General features: G+C 72.1%; 12 protein-coding genes. 4 read left to right on the top strand and 8 right to left on the bottom strand.

The genetic code is table 11. The features are described from left to right. Positions 1-41: 41 nt before the first annotated feature. Complete coding sequence (locus KLK06_RS16680; RefSeq protein WP_214636380.1) at positions 42-2,969, bottom strand: LuxR family transcriptional regulator; 2,928 nt, start codon at positions 2,967-2,969, stop codon at positions 42-44. A 123-nt stretch (positions 2,970-3,092) separates the two neighbouring features. Further along, a complete protein-coding gene (locus KLK06_RS16675) occupies positions 3,093-4,202 on the bottom strand; it encodes a Xaa-Pro peptidase family protein (protein ID WP_308168289.1) in 1,110 nt (369 codons plus the stop codon). 143 nt (positions 4,203-4,345) lie between these two features. On the opposite strand from KLK06_RS16675, the gene KLK06_RS16670 reads away from it, so the two are divergent. From KLK06_RS16670 to KLK06_RS16660, 3 genes are all read left to right on the top strand, one after another. Then, positions 4,346-5,608 carry a PP2C family protein-serine/threonine phosphatase gene (locus KLK06_RS16670; protein WP_214636379.1) on the top strand — a complete coding sequence of 421 codons (1,263 nt, stop codon included), beginning with the start codon at positions 4,346-4,348 and terminating at the stop codon, positions 5,606-5,608. Positions 5,609-5,618: 10 nt separating this feature from the next. Further along, on the top strand, positions 5,619-6,515 hold the full coding sequence (locus tag KLK06_RS16665; RefSeq protein WP_214636831.1) for a 5'-3' exonuclease: 897 nt from the start codon (positions 5,619-5,621) through the stop codon (positions 6,513-6,515). Between the two features lie 65 nt (positions 6,516-6,580). Beyond that, entirely contained in the window at positions 6,581-7,999 is a 1,419-nt protein-coding gene (locus KLK06_RS16660; RefSeq protein WP_214636378.1) for an RNB domain-containing ribonuclease, read from the top strand. A 46-nt stretch (positions 8,000-8,045) separates the two neighbouring features. Here KLK06_RS16660 and KLK06_RS16655 read toward each other — a convergent pair whose 3' ends face one another. From KLK06_RS16655 to KLK06_RS16645, 3 genes are all read right to left on the bottom strand, one after another. After that, positions 8,046-8,258: a hypothetical protein gene (locus tag KLK06_RS16655; RefSeq protein WP_214636876.1), complete on the bottom strand. Its 213-nt coding sequence runs from the start codon at positions 8,256-8,258 to the stop codon at positions 8,046-8,048. 211 nt (positions 8,259-8,469) lie between these two features. Then, the gene (locus KLK06_RS16650; protein WP_214636377.1) at positions 8,470-11,193 is read right to left on the bottom strand and encodes an RNA helicase; all 2,724 of its coding nucleotides are present in this window, start codon (positions 11,191-11,193) and stop codon (positions 8,470-8,472) included. A 41-nt stretch (positions 11,194-11,234) separates the two neighbouring features. Further along, complete coding sequence (locus KLK06_RS16645; protein ID WP_214636376.1) at positions 11,235-11,864, bottom strand: TetR/AcrR family transcriptional regulator; 630 nt, start codon at positions 11,862-11,864, stop codon at positions 11,235-11,237. A 54-nt stretch (positions 11,865-11,918) separates the two neighbouring features. Here KLK06_RS16645 and KLK06_RS16640 point away from each other — a divergent pair, with 54 nt between their 5' ends. After that, entirely contained in the window at positions 11,919-13,397 is a 1,479-nt protein-coding gene (locus tag KLK06_RS16640) for an MDR family MFS transporter (protein ID WP_214636375.1), read from the top strand. Between the two features lie 84 nt (positions 13,398-13,481). Here KLK06_RS16640 and KLK06_RS16635 read toward each other — a convergent pair whose 3' ends face one another. The 3 genes from KLK06_RS16635 to tatA are packed head-to-tail and all read right to left on the bottom strand — an operon-like array spanning position 13,482 to position 15,612. Further along, positions 13,482-14,369 carry a YegS/Rv2252/BmrU family lipid kinase gene (locus KLK06_RS16635; protein ID WP_214636374.1) on the bottom strand — a complete coding sequence of 296 codons (888 nt, stop codon included), beginning with the start codon at positions 14,367-14,369 and terminating at the stop codon, positions 13,482-13,484. A 16-nt stretch (positions 14,370-14,385) separates the two neighbouring features. After that, complete coding sequence (gene tatC, locus KLK06_RS16630; protein ID WP_214636373.1) at positions 14,386-15,258, bottom strand: twin-arginine translocase subunit TatC; 873 nt, start codon at positions 15,256-15,258, stop codon at positions 14,386-14,388. Between the two features lie 33 nt (positions 15,259-15,291). Next, a complete protein-coding gene (tatA, locus tag KLK06_RS16625) occupies positions 15,292-15,612 on the bottom strand; it encodes a Sec-independent protein translocase subunit TatA (protein WP_214636372.1) in 321 nt (106 codons plus the stop codon). Between the last annotated feature and the right edge of the window lie 207 nt (positions 15,613-15,819).

Genomic DNA, 15,819 nt, shown 5'->3' with positions numbered 1-15,819 from the left:
GTCCCCTCCTCCGGCGCGGCGTCGTGGTCTCTGTGGGCGGGTCAGGCGCTCTCCTCCAGCGCGGCCAGCTTGGCGGCGAGCGCGACCCGGGAGCCGATGCCGAGCTTGGTGTAGATCTTGCCGATGTGGTACTCGACGGTCTTGACGCTGATCAGCAGCTCCCGGGCGATCTGCCGGTTGGTCAGGCCGCTGGAGACGAGCCTGGCCGTGCTGTACTCCTGAGGCGTCAGCCCCAGCCGTACGGTGCCCGGCGGTTCCAGGCCGCACGCCTCCAGCTCCTGCGCGCAGGCGGCCACGAGCGGGCGGGCGCCCAGCCGGGCGAAGAGGGCCTCGGCGGCCCGCAGCCGGGCGGCGGCGGCCCTGCGCCTTCCGGTACGCCGCTGTAACCGGCCCAGGTCCAGCAGGACACGGGCCTCCTCCAGCGGGCAGCCGGCGCCGTCCAGGAAGCCCAGGGCGGTGGTGAAGCTCTCCTCGGCCCGCGCTGGAACGTTCCTGGCCGCCAAGAGCAGCCCGGTGAGCCTGGCCCGCCGCGCCCGCGCCCGCGCGCCATCGCCGGGCAGCGCGGCCAGCTCGGTCTCGGCCTCTTCCAGGCGTCCCTCCGCGACGAGGGTCTCGATGAGCTGCGGCCGGTGGTCGGGGACGAACGGGTCGTCGGCGCCCGCCGGGGCGGTTCCGGCGCCGAGCAGCGCCAGCGCCAGGTCCGCCTGGGTCTCGCCCATCACGTTGCGCTGGCAGCGGGCGACGGCCCTGGCGGCGGTGGCGTGGGCGAGAGCCCGTTCGTGCTCTCCCATCGCGGCCAGCGGCGCGACGCACGCGACGTGCAGGGTGGGCAGCAGCCAGCGCTGGCCGAGCCCCTCCGCTTCGGCCAGCGCCCGCTCCGCCCCCGTCAGCGCGTCCTCCCAGCGCCCGTCGCCGTGCTCGGCCACGGCGAGCAGCGCGCTGCCGACCAGGCGCTGGTGCGGCAGCCCCGCCCCATCCCGCGCCGTCACGACCCTGCCCAGCACGCCGACCGCCGCACCGGCCTCGCCCTCCCGCAGCATCCCGACGGCCGCCGAGATCCCCTCTTCCGCGGGTTCGCCGCCGAAGACCGCCGCCGCCCGCCCGCCATCGCCGGGCGACGCGGCGAGCTCAGCCTGTTCCCGGTGCCCCTCCGGGCTGAGCTCGGCACGTTCCGGGCGCCTCTCCTCGTCGGGCCCGGCATGTTTCGGGCGTCCCTCGTCATCGGGCCCGGCATGTTCTCCGCGCCCCGCCTCGTCGGGCTCGGCGGGTTCGCGGCGTCTCTCCGCGCCGAGGGTAACCGTGCTCAGGGCCAGCACGTCGTACGGACGGCCGGTCGTGCTCTTGATCGGCTGGCCGGTCGCCAGGCGGGCCCAGGTCGCCGCGGTGGCGGGATCGCCCTTGACCAGGTGCAGCCAGGCGAGCTGCTCGGCCGTGTCGGCGGCGAAGCAGGGTGAACGATCCCGCCACGCCCCCGCGAGCAGTTCGGCGGCCTCGTCGAGCCGCCCGGCGGCCAGCGCGAGCCGTCCCAGGATGTAGCGGCGCACGGGCCGCGGGTCGGTGTTGCGGACGGCGGCCAGCTCGGCCGCGCGGATGACGTCGCCGCCCAGCAGCAGGTGCTTCAACGCGGCGGTACGTAGCTCGTCGCGCCGGGCCGTGGACTCGCAGAGCCCGGCGGCCAGCTCCAGGTGGGCGGCGGCGTCGAGCCAGAGGCCGTGCTGGGCCTCCTTGGCCGCGTACCTGGCCAGCTCCTCGGCCAGCGGCTGTTCGGGCCCGCCCGCCGCGGCGGCGCGGTGGCGCAGTGCCGTACCGGTGGCCTCGACGACCCGGGCGGCGGCCAGGTGCAGCCGCGCGCGGACGCCCGCGCCGAGCGAGCCGTAGACGGTGGCGGCGGCCAGCGGGTCGGGGAAGGCGACGAAGCGTCCGGGGAGCTCGTCGAGCAGCCCGGCGCTGACCGCCTCCTCGAGCGCGGTCAGCGGCTCACCGGCGATCGCGGCCACCGAGGCGACCACGTGCAGCGGGTTGGGCTCACCGAGCACGGCACAGGCGGCGACGAGCGTGCGCGTCTCCGCACCGCACGCGCGGAGGCGGCGGGTGAAGGACCGGGCGTAACCCTCGGGAGCGGGCAGCCGGGCGCCGGGATCGGCCAGCGTGGTCGGCGCGATGGTGGCGAGCAGTTCGCGGGCGTACAGCGGATTGCCCGACGTGTGTTCGCGCAGCCGCCTGGCGGCACGTTCGCTCAACGGGTCCGGGGTCAGCCCGGCCAGGTCCGCGGCGGACAGGCCGCCGAGGATGAGACGGAGCCTGCCCTCGCCGGTCAGCAGCCGCCGCAGCCCCTCCGGCAGCCATGGGTCGGCGATGCTGCGGCAGATGACCACCACGAGCACGCGGCCGGCGCGCAGGCGGCGCAGCAGGTAGCCGAGCGCCCGCAGCGACGCCCTGTCAGCCCACTGGACGTCGTCCACCAGAACGACGACGGGCCCGTCGACCTGTAAGCGGCCGACCGCCTCGCACAGGGTCTCCCCCACGGACCACAGGTCCCGCGCCGCGGCGCTCCTGGTGGCCGCCCCCGCCGGACCGGCGCCCCTCAATCTCGATCCAGAGCCGCCCGCTCCGGTCCTCCCCAGGCCGGCGCCCCCCAGTCCGCCAAACCCCAGCCCGATGCTGTCCAGGACGGTCCTCCGGGGCCCGGCGTCCATCGGTCCGCCGCTTCCCGGTCCGGCGCTGTCCAGGACGAACCGCGCCTGGTCGGCGAGCTGGCGGACGACCCCGTACCGCAGGTGCCGCTCGGCCTCGTCCCCGCTCGCCGCCAGGACCCGTACGTTCGCCTCCCCGTCGAGGACCTGGCGGATCAGCGCCGTCTTCCCGATGCCCTCGGGCCCCTCGATGACCATCCGCCGCACGGCGCCGTTGCCCGCGGCACGCAATTCCCCGCGCACCAGGGCGAGCTCCGTTGCTCTTCCGACGAACATCCCCTCTCCCTCCGTCGCCCCTCGACTTCCCAGAGCGCGCACGGAGGGTCCTGATACACCTCTTTCACCGCAAACGTGCAGCGAAGGGGCGGTAACCGTTTTCCCTTTTCGAGGGATCAGCCGTCAGACGATCACCAGTTCGCGGGAGGTGACGTTCAGCCGCTCGCCGCCCGTCTCCGTGCACACCACGATGTCCTCGATGCGCGCCCCATGCCGTCCGGGCAGGTAGATGCCCGGCTCGACGGAGAAGGCGAAGCCGGGCTCCATCGGCTCGGCGTTGCCGGACACGATGTACGGCTCCTCGTGCGTCTCCACGCCGATCCCGTGCCCGGTGCGGTGGATGAAGTAGTCGCCGTAGCCCGCCGCGGCGATCAGGTCGCGGGCCGCCGCGTCGATCGACTCGCACGGCACGCCCGGCCGTACGGCGGCGCAGGCGGCGTCCTGGGCGCGGCGCAGCACCTCGTAGTACTCGGCGAACTCGGCCGGCGGGGCGCCGACAGAGTACGTACGGGTGGAGTCGGAGCAGTAGCCGTTGTGCAGTTGCCCGCCGATGTCGACCACCACGGGCTCACCCGCCTGGATCACCCGATCCGACACGTCGTGGTGCGGGCTGGCGGCGTTGGGGCCCGAGGCGACGATGACGAAGTCGACCGTCTCGTGCCCGGCGGCCAGGATCGCCTCGGCGATGTCCCGGCCGACCTCGCGCTCGGTGCGCCCGGCCCGCAGGAACTCCGGCACCCGCCGGTGCACCGAGTCGATGGCCTCCCCCGCCTCGCGCAGCGCCGCCACCTCGGCCGGCGACTTGCGCATCCGCAGCTCGCGCAGCACGCTGCCGGCCAGCACCTGCTCGGTCTCCGGCATGACCTCGCGGAAGCGCAGCGACGACATTGCCCACATCCGGTCGGCCAGCCCGACCTTGGCCACCCGGCCGAGCCGCGCGGCCGCGATGCCGTAGGGGTCGTCGGTCTCGTCCCACGCCACGAAGTCCAGGCCGAGCCGCGCGGCGGGCGATGCCTGCGCGGCGGGCAGCTCCAAGCGGGGCACCATCAGGAACGACTCGCCGGCGGCCGGCACCACCAGGCAGGTCAGCCGTTCGAGCGGCTTGGCCTCATAGCCGCTCACATAACGCAGGTCCGGGCCCGGGGTGAGCAGGAGGGCGTCGAGGCCGGATTTCGCGGTGGCCTCCTGGACGGCGGCCAGGCGGGACACGGGATACAAGTCTGAGGACGTCACAGGCACAATCTACTCGGACCGCTCCTCCTAAAATCCGCGAAAAGCTCTCACAACGCGGCAAGCCGTGGCTACACTCCGCAGGTGGGCGGTCACGTATTGTGGTGTCAATTGTCCGGTTCCACCGCGTTTCGAGAGTGAGACCCATGGTCGACGTCTGGGGCAGCCACCAGCGCCGCCCGATGAGTGCGGCCGACCTGGTCCGGCGCCTCGCGCAGCCGCCCGCGGCCGAGCGTGACGCCGAGCTGCTCGCCGCACGGCTGGCGCACGCCGAGCGGCTCGGCAACATGGGCTGGGCCGAATGGAACCTCCACACCGGGACGGCCACCTGGTCCGACCACGTCTACCTGATCTTCGGACGGGACCGGGACGACGGGCCGATCCACCTGCCCGACCTGGCCAAGCACGTCGAGCCCGGCGACCAGGGCGCGCTCGACCAGCTCCTGTGGAGCGTCGTGCAGGGCGAGGAGCCGGTCCAGGCCGAGTTCCGCATCCGGCGGGGCGCCGAGCTGCGTAACCTGCGCGTCGTACTGGAGCCGCTGATGGCTCCGAGCGGGCCGGAGGGCGTGCACGGCGTGGTCCAGGACATCACCGGCCGCCGCCGGGCCGAGCGCATCATGTCGGAGTCGCGCCGCCAGCTCCTGGAGGCGCGGGAGAAGGCGGCCGAGGAGCGCCACGTGATGCTGGCGCTGCGCGAGGCGATCCTGCCCGAGCCGGTCGGCTGCCTCGACCTGCCGTGCACCCGGATCGCGGTCCGCTACGTGCCGGCCGAGAAGACGGCGAACCTGGGCGGCGACTGGTTCGAGGCCGCCGCGCTGCCCGACGGCCGGATGCTGCTGGCGATCGGCGACGTCTCCGGCCACGGCCTGCCCGCCATCGCGCACATGGCGCAGCTCCGCCACGCCCTCATCGGCCTGACGATGACCGGCGAGCCGCCCAACCGGCTACTGGCCTGGCTGAACGAGCTGGTGATGCACCGGCTGCACGAGACCACGGCGACCGCGATCATCGGCCACCTCGACCCCGCGAGCCGGAACTTCACCTGGGGCCAGGCGGGCAACCTGGCGCCGATCCTGGTCCGCGACGGCGTGGCGGGCCCGCTGAGCCAGCCGAAGGGCGTCCTGCTCGGCGCCACCGGCGACCAGCCGTACGGCCTGGCCAGTACGGCGCTGCGCGACGGGGACGTGCTGCTGCTGTTCACGGATGGGCTGGTGGAGCGGCGCACCCGCGACATCGACGAGGGCCTGGCGCTGGCCACGGCGGCCGCCTGCGAGCTGCCGGGCCACGACCTCGACGCCGGGCTGGACCGGCTGCTGACCGGCATCGGCGGCCCCAACCCCGAAGACGACGCCTGCCTGCTGGCCGTGGGGCTGGGAGTGGGCGGCCGACCTGCAGGAGTGCGACCATAGGCGGGTGCTGATGCTTCTCGACACCCCGTCGCTGTACTTCCGCGCCTTCTACGGCATCCCGGAGTCGATCACCGCGCCCGACGGCTCGCCGGTGAACGCGGTACGCGGCCTCATCGACATGATCGCCACCTTGGTGCGCCACCACTCCCCCACCGAGCTGGTCGCCACGATGGACGCCGATTGGCGCCCCGCCTTCCGGGTGGCCGCCATCCCGACGTACAAGGCGCACCGGGTCGCCCACGGCAACACCGAGGAGGTGCCCGCGGCGCTGGTGCCGCAGATCGCGGTCATCGAGCAGGTGCTCGACGCGCTCGGCATCGCCCGGCTGGAGTCGCCCGGCTACGAGGCCGACGACGTGATCGGCACGCTGACCCACCGCGCCGACGGGGCGGTCGACATCGTGACGGGCGACCGCGACCTGTTCCAGTTGGTCGACGACGCCCGCCCGGTGCGCGTGCTCTACACCGTGCGGGGCATCCGCAACCTGCAGACGGTCGACGAGGCGTTCGTGGCGGACAAGTACGGCATCCCCGGCCGCGCCTACGCCGACTTCGCCACCCTGCGCGGCGACCCCAGCGACGGCCTGCCGGGCGTGGCGGGTGTCGGGGAGAAGACGGCGGCCGCGCTCATCACCCGGTTCGGGTCTCTCGGCGCGCTGCTGGAGGCCCTCGACGCGGGCGCCACGGACGGCTTCCCCGCGGGCAGCCGCACCAAGCTGGCCGCCGCCCGCGACTACCTGCGGGTCGCCCCCGCCGTGGTGGAGGTCGCCTCGGACGCGCCGCTGCCCGACGCCGACCTGACGCTGCCGCGCAAGCCCCGCGACCCTGAGGCCCTCGTACGGCTGGCCGACCAGTACGGCCTCGACAGCCCGCTCAACCGCCTGCTGGAGGCGCTCGGCCGGCGGTGACCCCGGCCAGCGCGCCGCGCCGCCCGGGGATCGGTCCGGCGAGCCTGTGGCGATAGGTTGACCCGGTGACGAACATCCGGGTCCCCAGTGACGTCCCCGCCCGCCTCGACGACGGGTTCGAGCGCATCCGGCGGGAGCAGCGGCTGCCCGGCGAGTTCCCGAGAGCCGTGCTGGACGAGGCCGATTGGGTGGCGTCGGTGCCCAGGTTCGGCGGCAAGGATCTGACGGAGCTGCCGTTCGTCACCATCGACCCGCTCGGCTCGATGGACCTCGACCAGGCCCTCCACCTGGAGCGGCTGCGTGGCGGCTACCGCGTCTGGTACGCGATCGCCGACGTCGGCGCGTTCGTGCGCCCGGGCGGCGCGATCGACGCCGAGGCTCGCACCCGGGGCGAGACCGTCTACATGCCCATGGACAAGGTGCCGCTGCACCCGAAGGTGATCTCGGAGGACGCGGCCAGCCTGCTGCCCGGCGTGACCCGCCCGGCCGCGGTGTGGCGGATCGACCTCGACGCGGAGGGCCGCACGGTCGGCGCCGACGTTCAGCGGGGCCTGGTACGCAGCCGCGAGCGGCTCGACTACGCCTATGTGCAGGCGGCGGTCGACACCGGCACCGCCGGCGGCACGCTCGCCCTGCTGGCCGAGGTCGGCCGGCTGCGGCTGGAGCTCGAACGCGAGCGCGGCGGCGTCACCCTGCCCACACCCGAGCAGGAGGTGGTGCCGGACGGCGGCGGCTACCGGCTCGAATACCGGGTGCCGCTGCCCGCCGAGGCGTGGAACGCGCAGATCTCCCTGCTCACCGGCATGGCGGCGGCCTCGATGATGCTCGACGCGGAGATCGGCGTGCTGCGCGTGCTGCCGCCGCCGCGCTCCGGCGACCTGGCCAAGGTGCGCCGGGTGGCCGAGGCGCTGGGCGTCCCGTGGCCCAGTGGCGCCTCCTACGGCGACGTGGTCCACGACCTGGATCCGAAGAACCCGCAGCAGGCGGCGTTCCTGCACGAGTCGAAGGTGCTGCTGCGCGGGGCCGGCTACGTGGCGTTCAACGGGGAGCCGCCGAAGCTGGCCGAGCACGTCGCGGTGGCCGCGCCCTACGCGCACGTCACGGCGCCGCTGCGGCGCCTGGTCGACCGATACGCGACGGAGGTCTGCCTGGCGATCGCCGCGGGCGAGCCGGTGCCGCAGGACGTGGAGGAGGCGCTGGCGGGCCTGCCGGACATCATGTCCGCGACCGGCCGCCGGGCGAGCGCGGTGGAGCGCGCCTGCGTCGACCTGGTGGAGGCGTTCCTGCTGCGCGAGCGCGTCGGCCAGACGTTCGACGCGATGGTGATCGACACCGACGAGCACCGCGAGGGCGGCCAGGTCCAGCTCGCCGACCCGGCGGTGATCGCCCGCTGCGACGGCCCGCTCCCCCTGGGTGAGCAGGTCTCGGTACGCCTGACCCAGGCCGACCCGGCCACCCGGGAAGTACGTTTCACGCTGGCGTGAATGAGCCGCGCACGGAAGGCCCCGCACGCGGCTCCATGAGGCCCCGCTACCGCTTCAGCGGCTTCCAGCCCGCCCCCAGCCCCATCAGGTGCAGCGCGACGCAGAGCAGTCCGGCGGTGGTGAGCGTGCTGGCCGTGAGCACGCCGCCCACGGCCACATTGGCGATCTCGAAGATCAGCGCGAGCAGGAACAGAAGTGCGGCGACGAGAGCGAACATGGCGTCCTCCGGCTCGGGGAAAACCTGCTTCGACCTGGGCATTTCCGCACCGAAACACCCCGAAACTGACCACAGAGTGACGTTACGTATACAGTCGACTACATCCCCTTGACCGGACGGTCAGTCGGCCAGGAAGGCCCGGCCAAGAAGACGCACGTAACGCAGGCCAGCCCCATGAACCGGAGGAGCGTGCCCCTGGACGGGGCCCGGCCACGTATGGCGGATGGCGCCCACCGTGCTTGGCCGTAAAAAATCAAGATAGAGACGAATACGCGACGACTCCCCGCCGCATGGCGTCCATGGCCTTGCCTGCGGTCTGCTTGATCTTGCTGCCCTGCGGGGCGGCGTTGCCCAGCTGGCCGAGCAGGTCCATCAGCTGCTTCACCCAGCGCACGAAGTCGCCGGCCGCCAGCTCGTTGCCGTTGATGCCGTCCATGAGCACCGCGTCGAGGTTGTGCCCCTTGGTCCAGCGGAACGCCGCCCACGCGAACCCCAGGTCGGGCTCGCGGATCGTGGACAGCCCGTGGTCGGACTCGATGCCCTCCAGCTCGCCCCACAGCCGCATCATGGCCGTCAGCGCGTCCTGCGCCTGCCCGGCGGGGATCTTGGGGCGGCGGGCGTCGTCGGCGTTGCGCGACTCGAAGACCAGCGCCGACACGCACGCCGCCAGCTCCGCCGGGTCGAGCTGCTCCCACAGCCCGCTGCGCAGGCACTCGGCGGTGAGCAGGTCGAGCTCGGTGTAGAGGCGGCCCAGGCGGCGGCCCTCGTCGGTGACGGCCTCATCGTGCAGGTAGCCGAGCTGCTCCAGCACCGAGCAGATCCGGTCGAAGGTACGGGAGATGACGTGCGAGCGGCCCTCGACGCGGCGCCGCAGCCCCTCGGTCTCGCGCTGCAGCTTGTGGTAGCGCTCGGCCCAGCGGGCGTGGTCCTCCCGCTCGTCGCAGCCGTGGCACGGGTGCTGGCGGATGCGCCGGCGCAGCTCGTTGATCTCCTCGTCCTCGACGGCGTGGTCGCGGGCCCTGGTGGGCTTGCCCAGATCGCGGTCGCCGAGCTTGGCGAGCAGCGTGGAGACGAGGTTGGCGCGCTCCTTCGGCGAGCGGCCGTTGAAGTTCTTCGGGATGCGCAGCTTCTCGATCGGCTCGACCGGGACGGGGAAGTCGGCCGGGTCGAGCTTCTTGACCTGCTTGCCGATCGTCAGCACCAGCGGGCTGGGGCCGTGACCACGTGGGTTGCGGCCCGGGTCGAGCACGATCGCCAGACCGGCCCGGCGACCGCCCGGCACGCGGATGACGTCGCCGGGCTGCAGCGCCTCCAGCGACTTGACGGCCGCGGCCCGGCGCGCGGCGCCGCGCTGCTTCGACAGCTCGGCCTCGCGGTCGGACAGGCGGCGGCGCAGCTCCGCGTACTCGGGGAAGTCGCCCAGGTGGCAGGTCATCGCCTCCTTGTAGCCCTCCAGCGCCTCCTCGTGCTTACGCAGCTGCTTGGCCAGCCCGACGACCGCCCGGTCGGCCTGGAACTGGGCGAACGACTCCTCCAGCAGCGTGCGGGCGCGCTCGCGGCCGAACTGGCCGACCAGGTTGACGGCCATGTTGTACGACGGCTGAAAGCTGGAGCGCAGCGGATAGGTGCGGGTGCCCGCCAGCCCGGCGACCGACAGGGGATCCATGCCCGGCTGCCAGAGCACCACGGCGTGACCTTCGACGTCGATGCCGCGCCGCCCGGCCCGGCCGGTGAGCTGGGTGTATTCGCCGGGGGTGAGATCGGCGTGCGTCTCACCGTTCCACTTGTCGAGCTTCTCGATGACGACGCTGCGGGCGGGCATGTTGATGCCGAGCGCCAGCGTCTCGGTGGCGAACACCGCCTTGACCAGCCCGCGGGTGAACAGCTCCTCGACGACCTCCTTGAAGGCCGGCAGCATGCCCGCGTGGTGGGCGGCCAGGCCGCGCTCCAGGCAGTCGCGCCACTCCAGGTAGCCCAGCACGGACAGGTCCTCGTCGGGCAGGTGCGCGGTGCGCTCGTCGACGAGCTGCCTGATCTCGTGCCGCTCCCGCTCGTCGGTGAGCCGGATGCCGGCGTGCAGGCACTGCATGACGGCCGCGTCGCAGCCGGCGCGGGAGAAGATGAACGTGATCGCGGGCAGCAGCGCCTCGGAGTCCAGCTTCTCGATCACCTGGGCGCGGTCCGGCGGGCGCGAACGCTGCGGCCGGCCGTAGCCCCGTCTGCCGCGCCCGGCGGTCAGCCGCTCGGTCTCACGGGTGACCCGCATCAGCGTGGGGTTGAGGCGCGGCGTCAGCTCGTCGGTCATGAACAGGTCGTAGATGCGGTTGCCGATCATCAGGTGCTGCCACAGCGGCACCGGCCGATGCTCGTCGACGATGACCGTGGTGTCGCCGCGTACCTCACCCAGCCATTCGCCGAACTCCTCGGCGTTGCTGACCGTCGCCGACAGCGCCGCCAGCCGGACCGACTCCGGCAGGTGAATGATCACCTCTTCCCAGACCGCGCCGCGGAAGCGGTCGGCCAGGTAATGCACCTCGTCCATGACGACATAGCCCAGCCCGGCCAGCGTGGCCGAGCCGGCGTAGAGCATGTTGCGCAGCACCTCGGTGGTCATGACGACGATCGGGGCCTCGCCGTTGACGCTGTTGTCGCCGGTCAGCAGCCCGACCTTGGCCGTGCCGTAGCGCTTGACCAGGTCGTTGTACTTCTGATTGGACAGCGCCTTGATCGGGGTGGTGTAGAAGCACTTGCGCCCCTGCTCCAGGGCCAGGTGGACGGCGAACTCGCCGACGACCGTCTTGCCGGACCCGGTGGGCGCCGCGACCAGCACCCCGTCGCCTGCTTCCAGCGCGCGGCAGCCGTCGATCTGGAAGTCGTCGAGCTCGAAGTCGTAGTGACCCCGGAACGATGAGAGGGCGACTCCGTCGTCCCCGTACTTCTCGCGGAAAGCCGCGTACCGTTCCGCTGGACTCGTCATAACCGTCACCCTACCGAAATCGCTATTCCGGTCCGTCCCGGCTACCCCGCCAGATAGTCGCCGAGGCCCCCACGGAGCAGGTCGAAACCGGTGTTGGCGGCGGCGACCGCGTCGGGGTAGGCCTCGGCGGCGCTCTGCCCGTGGTAGATGCGGCGGCTGTTCTGCACCTGCAGGGTGCGCAGCAGCGCGTAGAGCTGCCCGGCGGCGAACGGCGCGCGCGGGTCGCCGGGCAGCTCCAGCTCGATGGCCTCGGTCATCTTGGCTTCGGCCGCGACGTGGAACAGCAGCAGCCTGGCCGCCAGCGAGGGCGTCTTCCTGAACAGGTGCAACTGCTCGAGGTAGGCCGGGCTGTCGTCGAGCCCGGTCTCCGGGGCGTGCCGGGCCAGCCGCGCCACGAACTCGCGGCGCGCCCCTTCGACCAGCGACTCGCCCGGCCGCCGGCCGCTCACGAGCTGCGCGATGTCGCCCAAGCTCTCGCCCATCACGTCGAGGACGATGTCCTCCTTGGTGGGGAAGTAGTTGAAGACGGTCATCTTGGAGACGCCCGCCCGTTCGGCGATCTCCAGGACCGACACCTCGGCGAATCCGCGCTCGGTGAACAGCTGCATCGCGGTGTCGTGGATCGTCCGCCGGGTCTCCCGCTTCTTGCGCTCACGCAAGCCTTCTTCCACGCGCCCATCCTATCGGAGTTGACTCGGTCGAATTTTTGACTCAGTCTAATAAATATGACCGAAGCGCAGAAACGGATCGCCATGGTGGGCGTGCTGCTCACGCTGATCCTGGCCGTCCTGGACCAGAACATCGTCTCGACCGCGTCCTGGTCGATCGTCCGCGAGCTCGACCCCGTCCACGGCCTGGAGCGGCTGCCGTGGCTGATCACCGCCTACTCCCTGGCCGCCACCGCCGCCCTGCCCCTCTACGGCAAGCTGTGCGACGTCTACGGCGCCAAGCAGGTCTATCTGGGCGCCGTGGGCCTGTTCCTGGCCGGGTCCGCGCTGTGCGGGGCGGCACAGGACATGGGCCAGCTGGTCGCCTTCCGCGCGGTGCAGGGGCTCGGCGGCGGCGGCCTGATGAGCGTCACGATGGTCGTCGCCGCCCACCTCTTCCCGCCCCAGAAGCGGGCCTCGGCGGGCGGCGCGGGCGGCCTCATCGCCGGGCTCGGCCTGGTGGCGGGCCCGCTGCTGGGCGGCGTGTTCACCGACCACGTCACCTGGCGCTGGATCTTCTACCTCAACCTGCCGGTCGGCCTGTTCGTGCTGGTCTCGGCCGCCGCCGTGATCAGGCTCGGCGACGGCGGGCTGCGCCACCGCATCGACTACCTGGGGGCGGGCCTGGTCGCGACGGCGGCCTGCCTGATGCTGCTGGTCGTCGAGTGGGGCGGCAAGACCTACGCCTGGGACTCCGCCACGCTGCTGTCGCTCATCGCCCTGGACGTCGTGCTGTTCGCCGCGTTCGCCTGGCGCCAGCTCACCGCGGCGGAGCCGATCCTGCCCTTCTCCATGTTCCGCGACCCCACGCTCAGGATCGCCCTGCCGCTGCAGTTCCTGACCGCCCTCGGCATGGCGGGCGGCATCTTCTACACGATCGTCTACCTCCAGGCGGCGGCCGGTGTCAAAGCCACCGAATCGGGGCTGTACCTCATCCCGATGGCGATCGGCATGGTCGCGTCGGGCACGATCTCCGGCGTGCTCATCGGGCGCGGGCGCGACACCAAGCCGTTCCTGGTCGCGGGCATGGCCTGCGTGACGGCCTCGATGGTGCTGCTGAGCCGCCTGGAGGCGGACACGTCCGCCTGGACGCTCCGCTTCGACCTGTTCGTGATGGGCGTCGGGTTCGGCATGGTGCTCGGCATCATCGTCCTGCTGGTGCAGAACTCGGCGCCGCCCTCCCAGCTCGGCGTGGCCACCACGTCGATCCGCTTCGCCCAGGTGCTCGGCTCGGCGCTGGGCGCGGCCGTGTTCGGCATCCTGCTGAACCGGGCCACCGCGGCGCACCTGCCGCCGGGCTTCAGAGCCGGGAGCCTGACGGGGGCGCTGCGGCCCGAGGTGCGCGAGCAAGCGGTCGGCGCGCTGGTGTCGGGCGTGCACGTGGTGTTCCAGTCGGCGGCGGGCGTGATGGCCGCCGCCCTGCTGCTCGCCATATTCCTCAAGACCAGCCCCGCGCTGCCCGCCGACCCGCCCGCCCCGCAACGCGTCAAAGTCTGACCCGCCTGTACGGCGCCTCTAACGGCCCGGCACCTCGTACGATCCGGCACCTCGTACGCCCCGCGCGCCTTTACGTTATAGATCTCAAGTGATGACCCGCAGCGCCCCCGGCTGGATCTCGCACGTGACGGGGACCGGCCCGATCCGCTCACCGTCGGCGTAGGCCACCACGTCGGGCGCCTCCAGCCGCACGCGCCGCACCCGCCTGACCGACACGGCCTCGTGCGAGACGTGCACCCCCCGGTAGACGCTCGGGAACACCCGGACGAACTCCGCCTTGGACAAGGCCGAAAGGATCATCACGTCGAGCAGCCCGTCGTCGGGCTGGGCATCGGGGCAGACCCGCATCCCAGCGCCGTAGGAGGAGGTGTTGCCCACCGCGACCAGCATGGCCTCCCGCTCGATCGGCTCATCGTCGTCGAGCGTGATGCGGAAGGGGATGGGCCGGAACCCCCGTAGTTCCTGGAAGGTGGCCAGCAGGTACTTGGCCATCCCCGGCGGCCAGGTGAGCCCGTTGGCCCGCTCGTTCACCCGGGAGTCGAACCCGCAGCACACCACCCCGGCGAACAGCTCCTCGGCCTGACCGGCGCGGATGCGGGCGGCGTCGACCAGGCGGGACCTGCCGCGCAGCACCGCACCGGCCGCCGCGATCGGGTCCTTGCGCGGCACGCCCAGCGCGGTGGCGATGTCGTTGCCGGTCCCTGCGGGGATGATGCCGAGCGGCACGTCCGTCCCGGCGACCGCCTGCACGGCCAGGTGGACCAGGCCATCACCGCCGAAGGCCACCAGCGCGTCGGGGCGCTCGGCCACGGCGGCGCAGGCCCGCTCCAGCGCGTCGGGCGCGCTGTCACCGACGATCACCGACACGTCGGCCCCGCCCGCGCGCAGGCGGCGGGCCACGGGTCCGAGCAGGCGCACCGCACGGCCGCCGCGGGCGGCGGGGTTGACGAGCAGGACGAGTTGTGGGGACACGCCCGGAACTTATCGCCTATCGGTCCGAATCGGAATCCTGTTCCAGGGGTGACGCGTCGGCTTCCAGAGGCGAGGCCTCATCGTCGGGCAGGTAGGAGAAGTCCTCACCGGCGGGCATTCGCCGCTCGCGCACGTACATGAACAGCTCGGCCGCCGCGAACAGGATGATCATCGGCGCGGCCAGGGCCATCATCGCGAACGGATCGCCACCCGGCGTGATGACGGCGCCGAACACGAACATGAGGAAGATGACCATGCGCCGGTGCTTGGCCACCGTCGCGTGCGACAGCACCCCGAGGACGTTGAGGAAGACCAGGAAGAGCGGCAGCTCGAACGAGATCCCGAAGATGGCGATCATGATCAGGACGTAGTCGAGATAGTCGTCGATCCCGATCGTGGGGACCGTGTCGTCGAGCGAGAAGCCCAGCAGGAAGCCCAGGCTGGTGTGCATGATGATGTAGGCCAGCACCGCGCCCAGGGCGAACAGCGGGATCGCCAGGGCCAGGAACACCACCGTGTGGCGCTTCTCGTTGCGGTAGAGCGCGGGCGTGACGAACGCCCAGAGCTGGTAGAGCCAGACCGGCGACGCCAGCACCAGGCCGATCATCGCCGACACCTTCAGCGTGATGAAGAAGGACTGGAAGATGCCGCTGTAGGTCAGGCTGCAATGGCCGGTGAGCTGCCTCGACTGCATGGTGTCGCAGTAGGGGGCCTTCAGGATCGCCCACACCGGGTCGAAGAAGAACCATCCGATGATGATGCCGATGACCACCGCGATCGTGGCGATGAGCAGCCGGTTACGCAACTCCCGCAAGTGGTCCATGAGCGGCATGCGGCCCTCGGGATCGCGGGCCGAACCTTCTCCGCTCGACTTCTTGAGCAGCGCCATCTAGCAGTCCCTGGAGTGCGAGGAGGGTCAGGGTCAGACTTTCTTGTCGGCGCTGGCGCGCAGCTTGGCCGCCTGCTCCTCCAGCTGGCGGGCCTGCTCCTCCACCGAGAGCGCGGGGGCGGCCTGGATGGGCTGCGCGGGCGCGGGCTGCGGCTGGGCGGGCGTCTGCGTCACCGTCTCGACCGTAGCCGGTCGGTCGTCGTAGTCGTCTTCGCGCAGCTTGGCCGTCTCCGACTTGAAGATGCGCATCGACCTGCCGAGGCCCCTGGCCATCTCCGGCAGCTTCTTGGCACCGAACAGCAAGATGAGCACGCCGGCAATGATCAGAAGCTCAGTAGGTCCGAGGTTTCCCATGAAACGTCCTTTTTGAGCGAGTGCTGTTTCAGCCACGATCGTACGCTGCCCGGGGGTCGGTCTCATCCCCCTGGTGCCTCAATCTGGCCTGCCGCGGCTCGAGCTGGGCACGCGCCCCGGCTACTTCCCTGTTCAGATTACGCGCCGCGACGAGCAAGCGCGTACCCGCGACCGCCAGCGCGGCCAGCCCGGCGACACTGAGTCCGG

It is taken from the genome of Nonomuraea sp. NEAU-A123, from assembly GCF_018603905.1.
Lineage (GTDB): Bacteria > Actinomycetota > Actinomycetes > Streptosporangiales > Streptosporangiaceae > Nonomuraea.
This window is presented reverse-complemented; position numbering and strand designations above follow the sequence as displayed.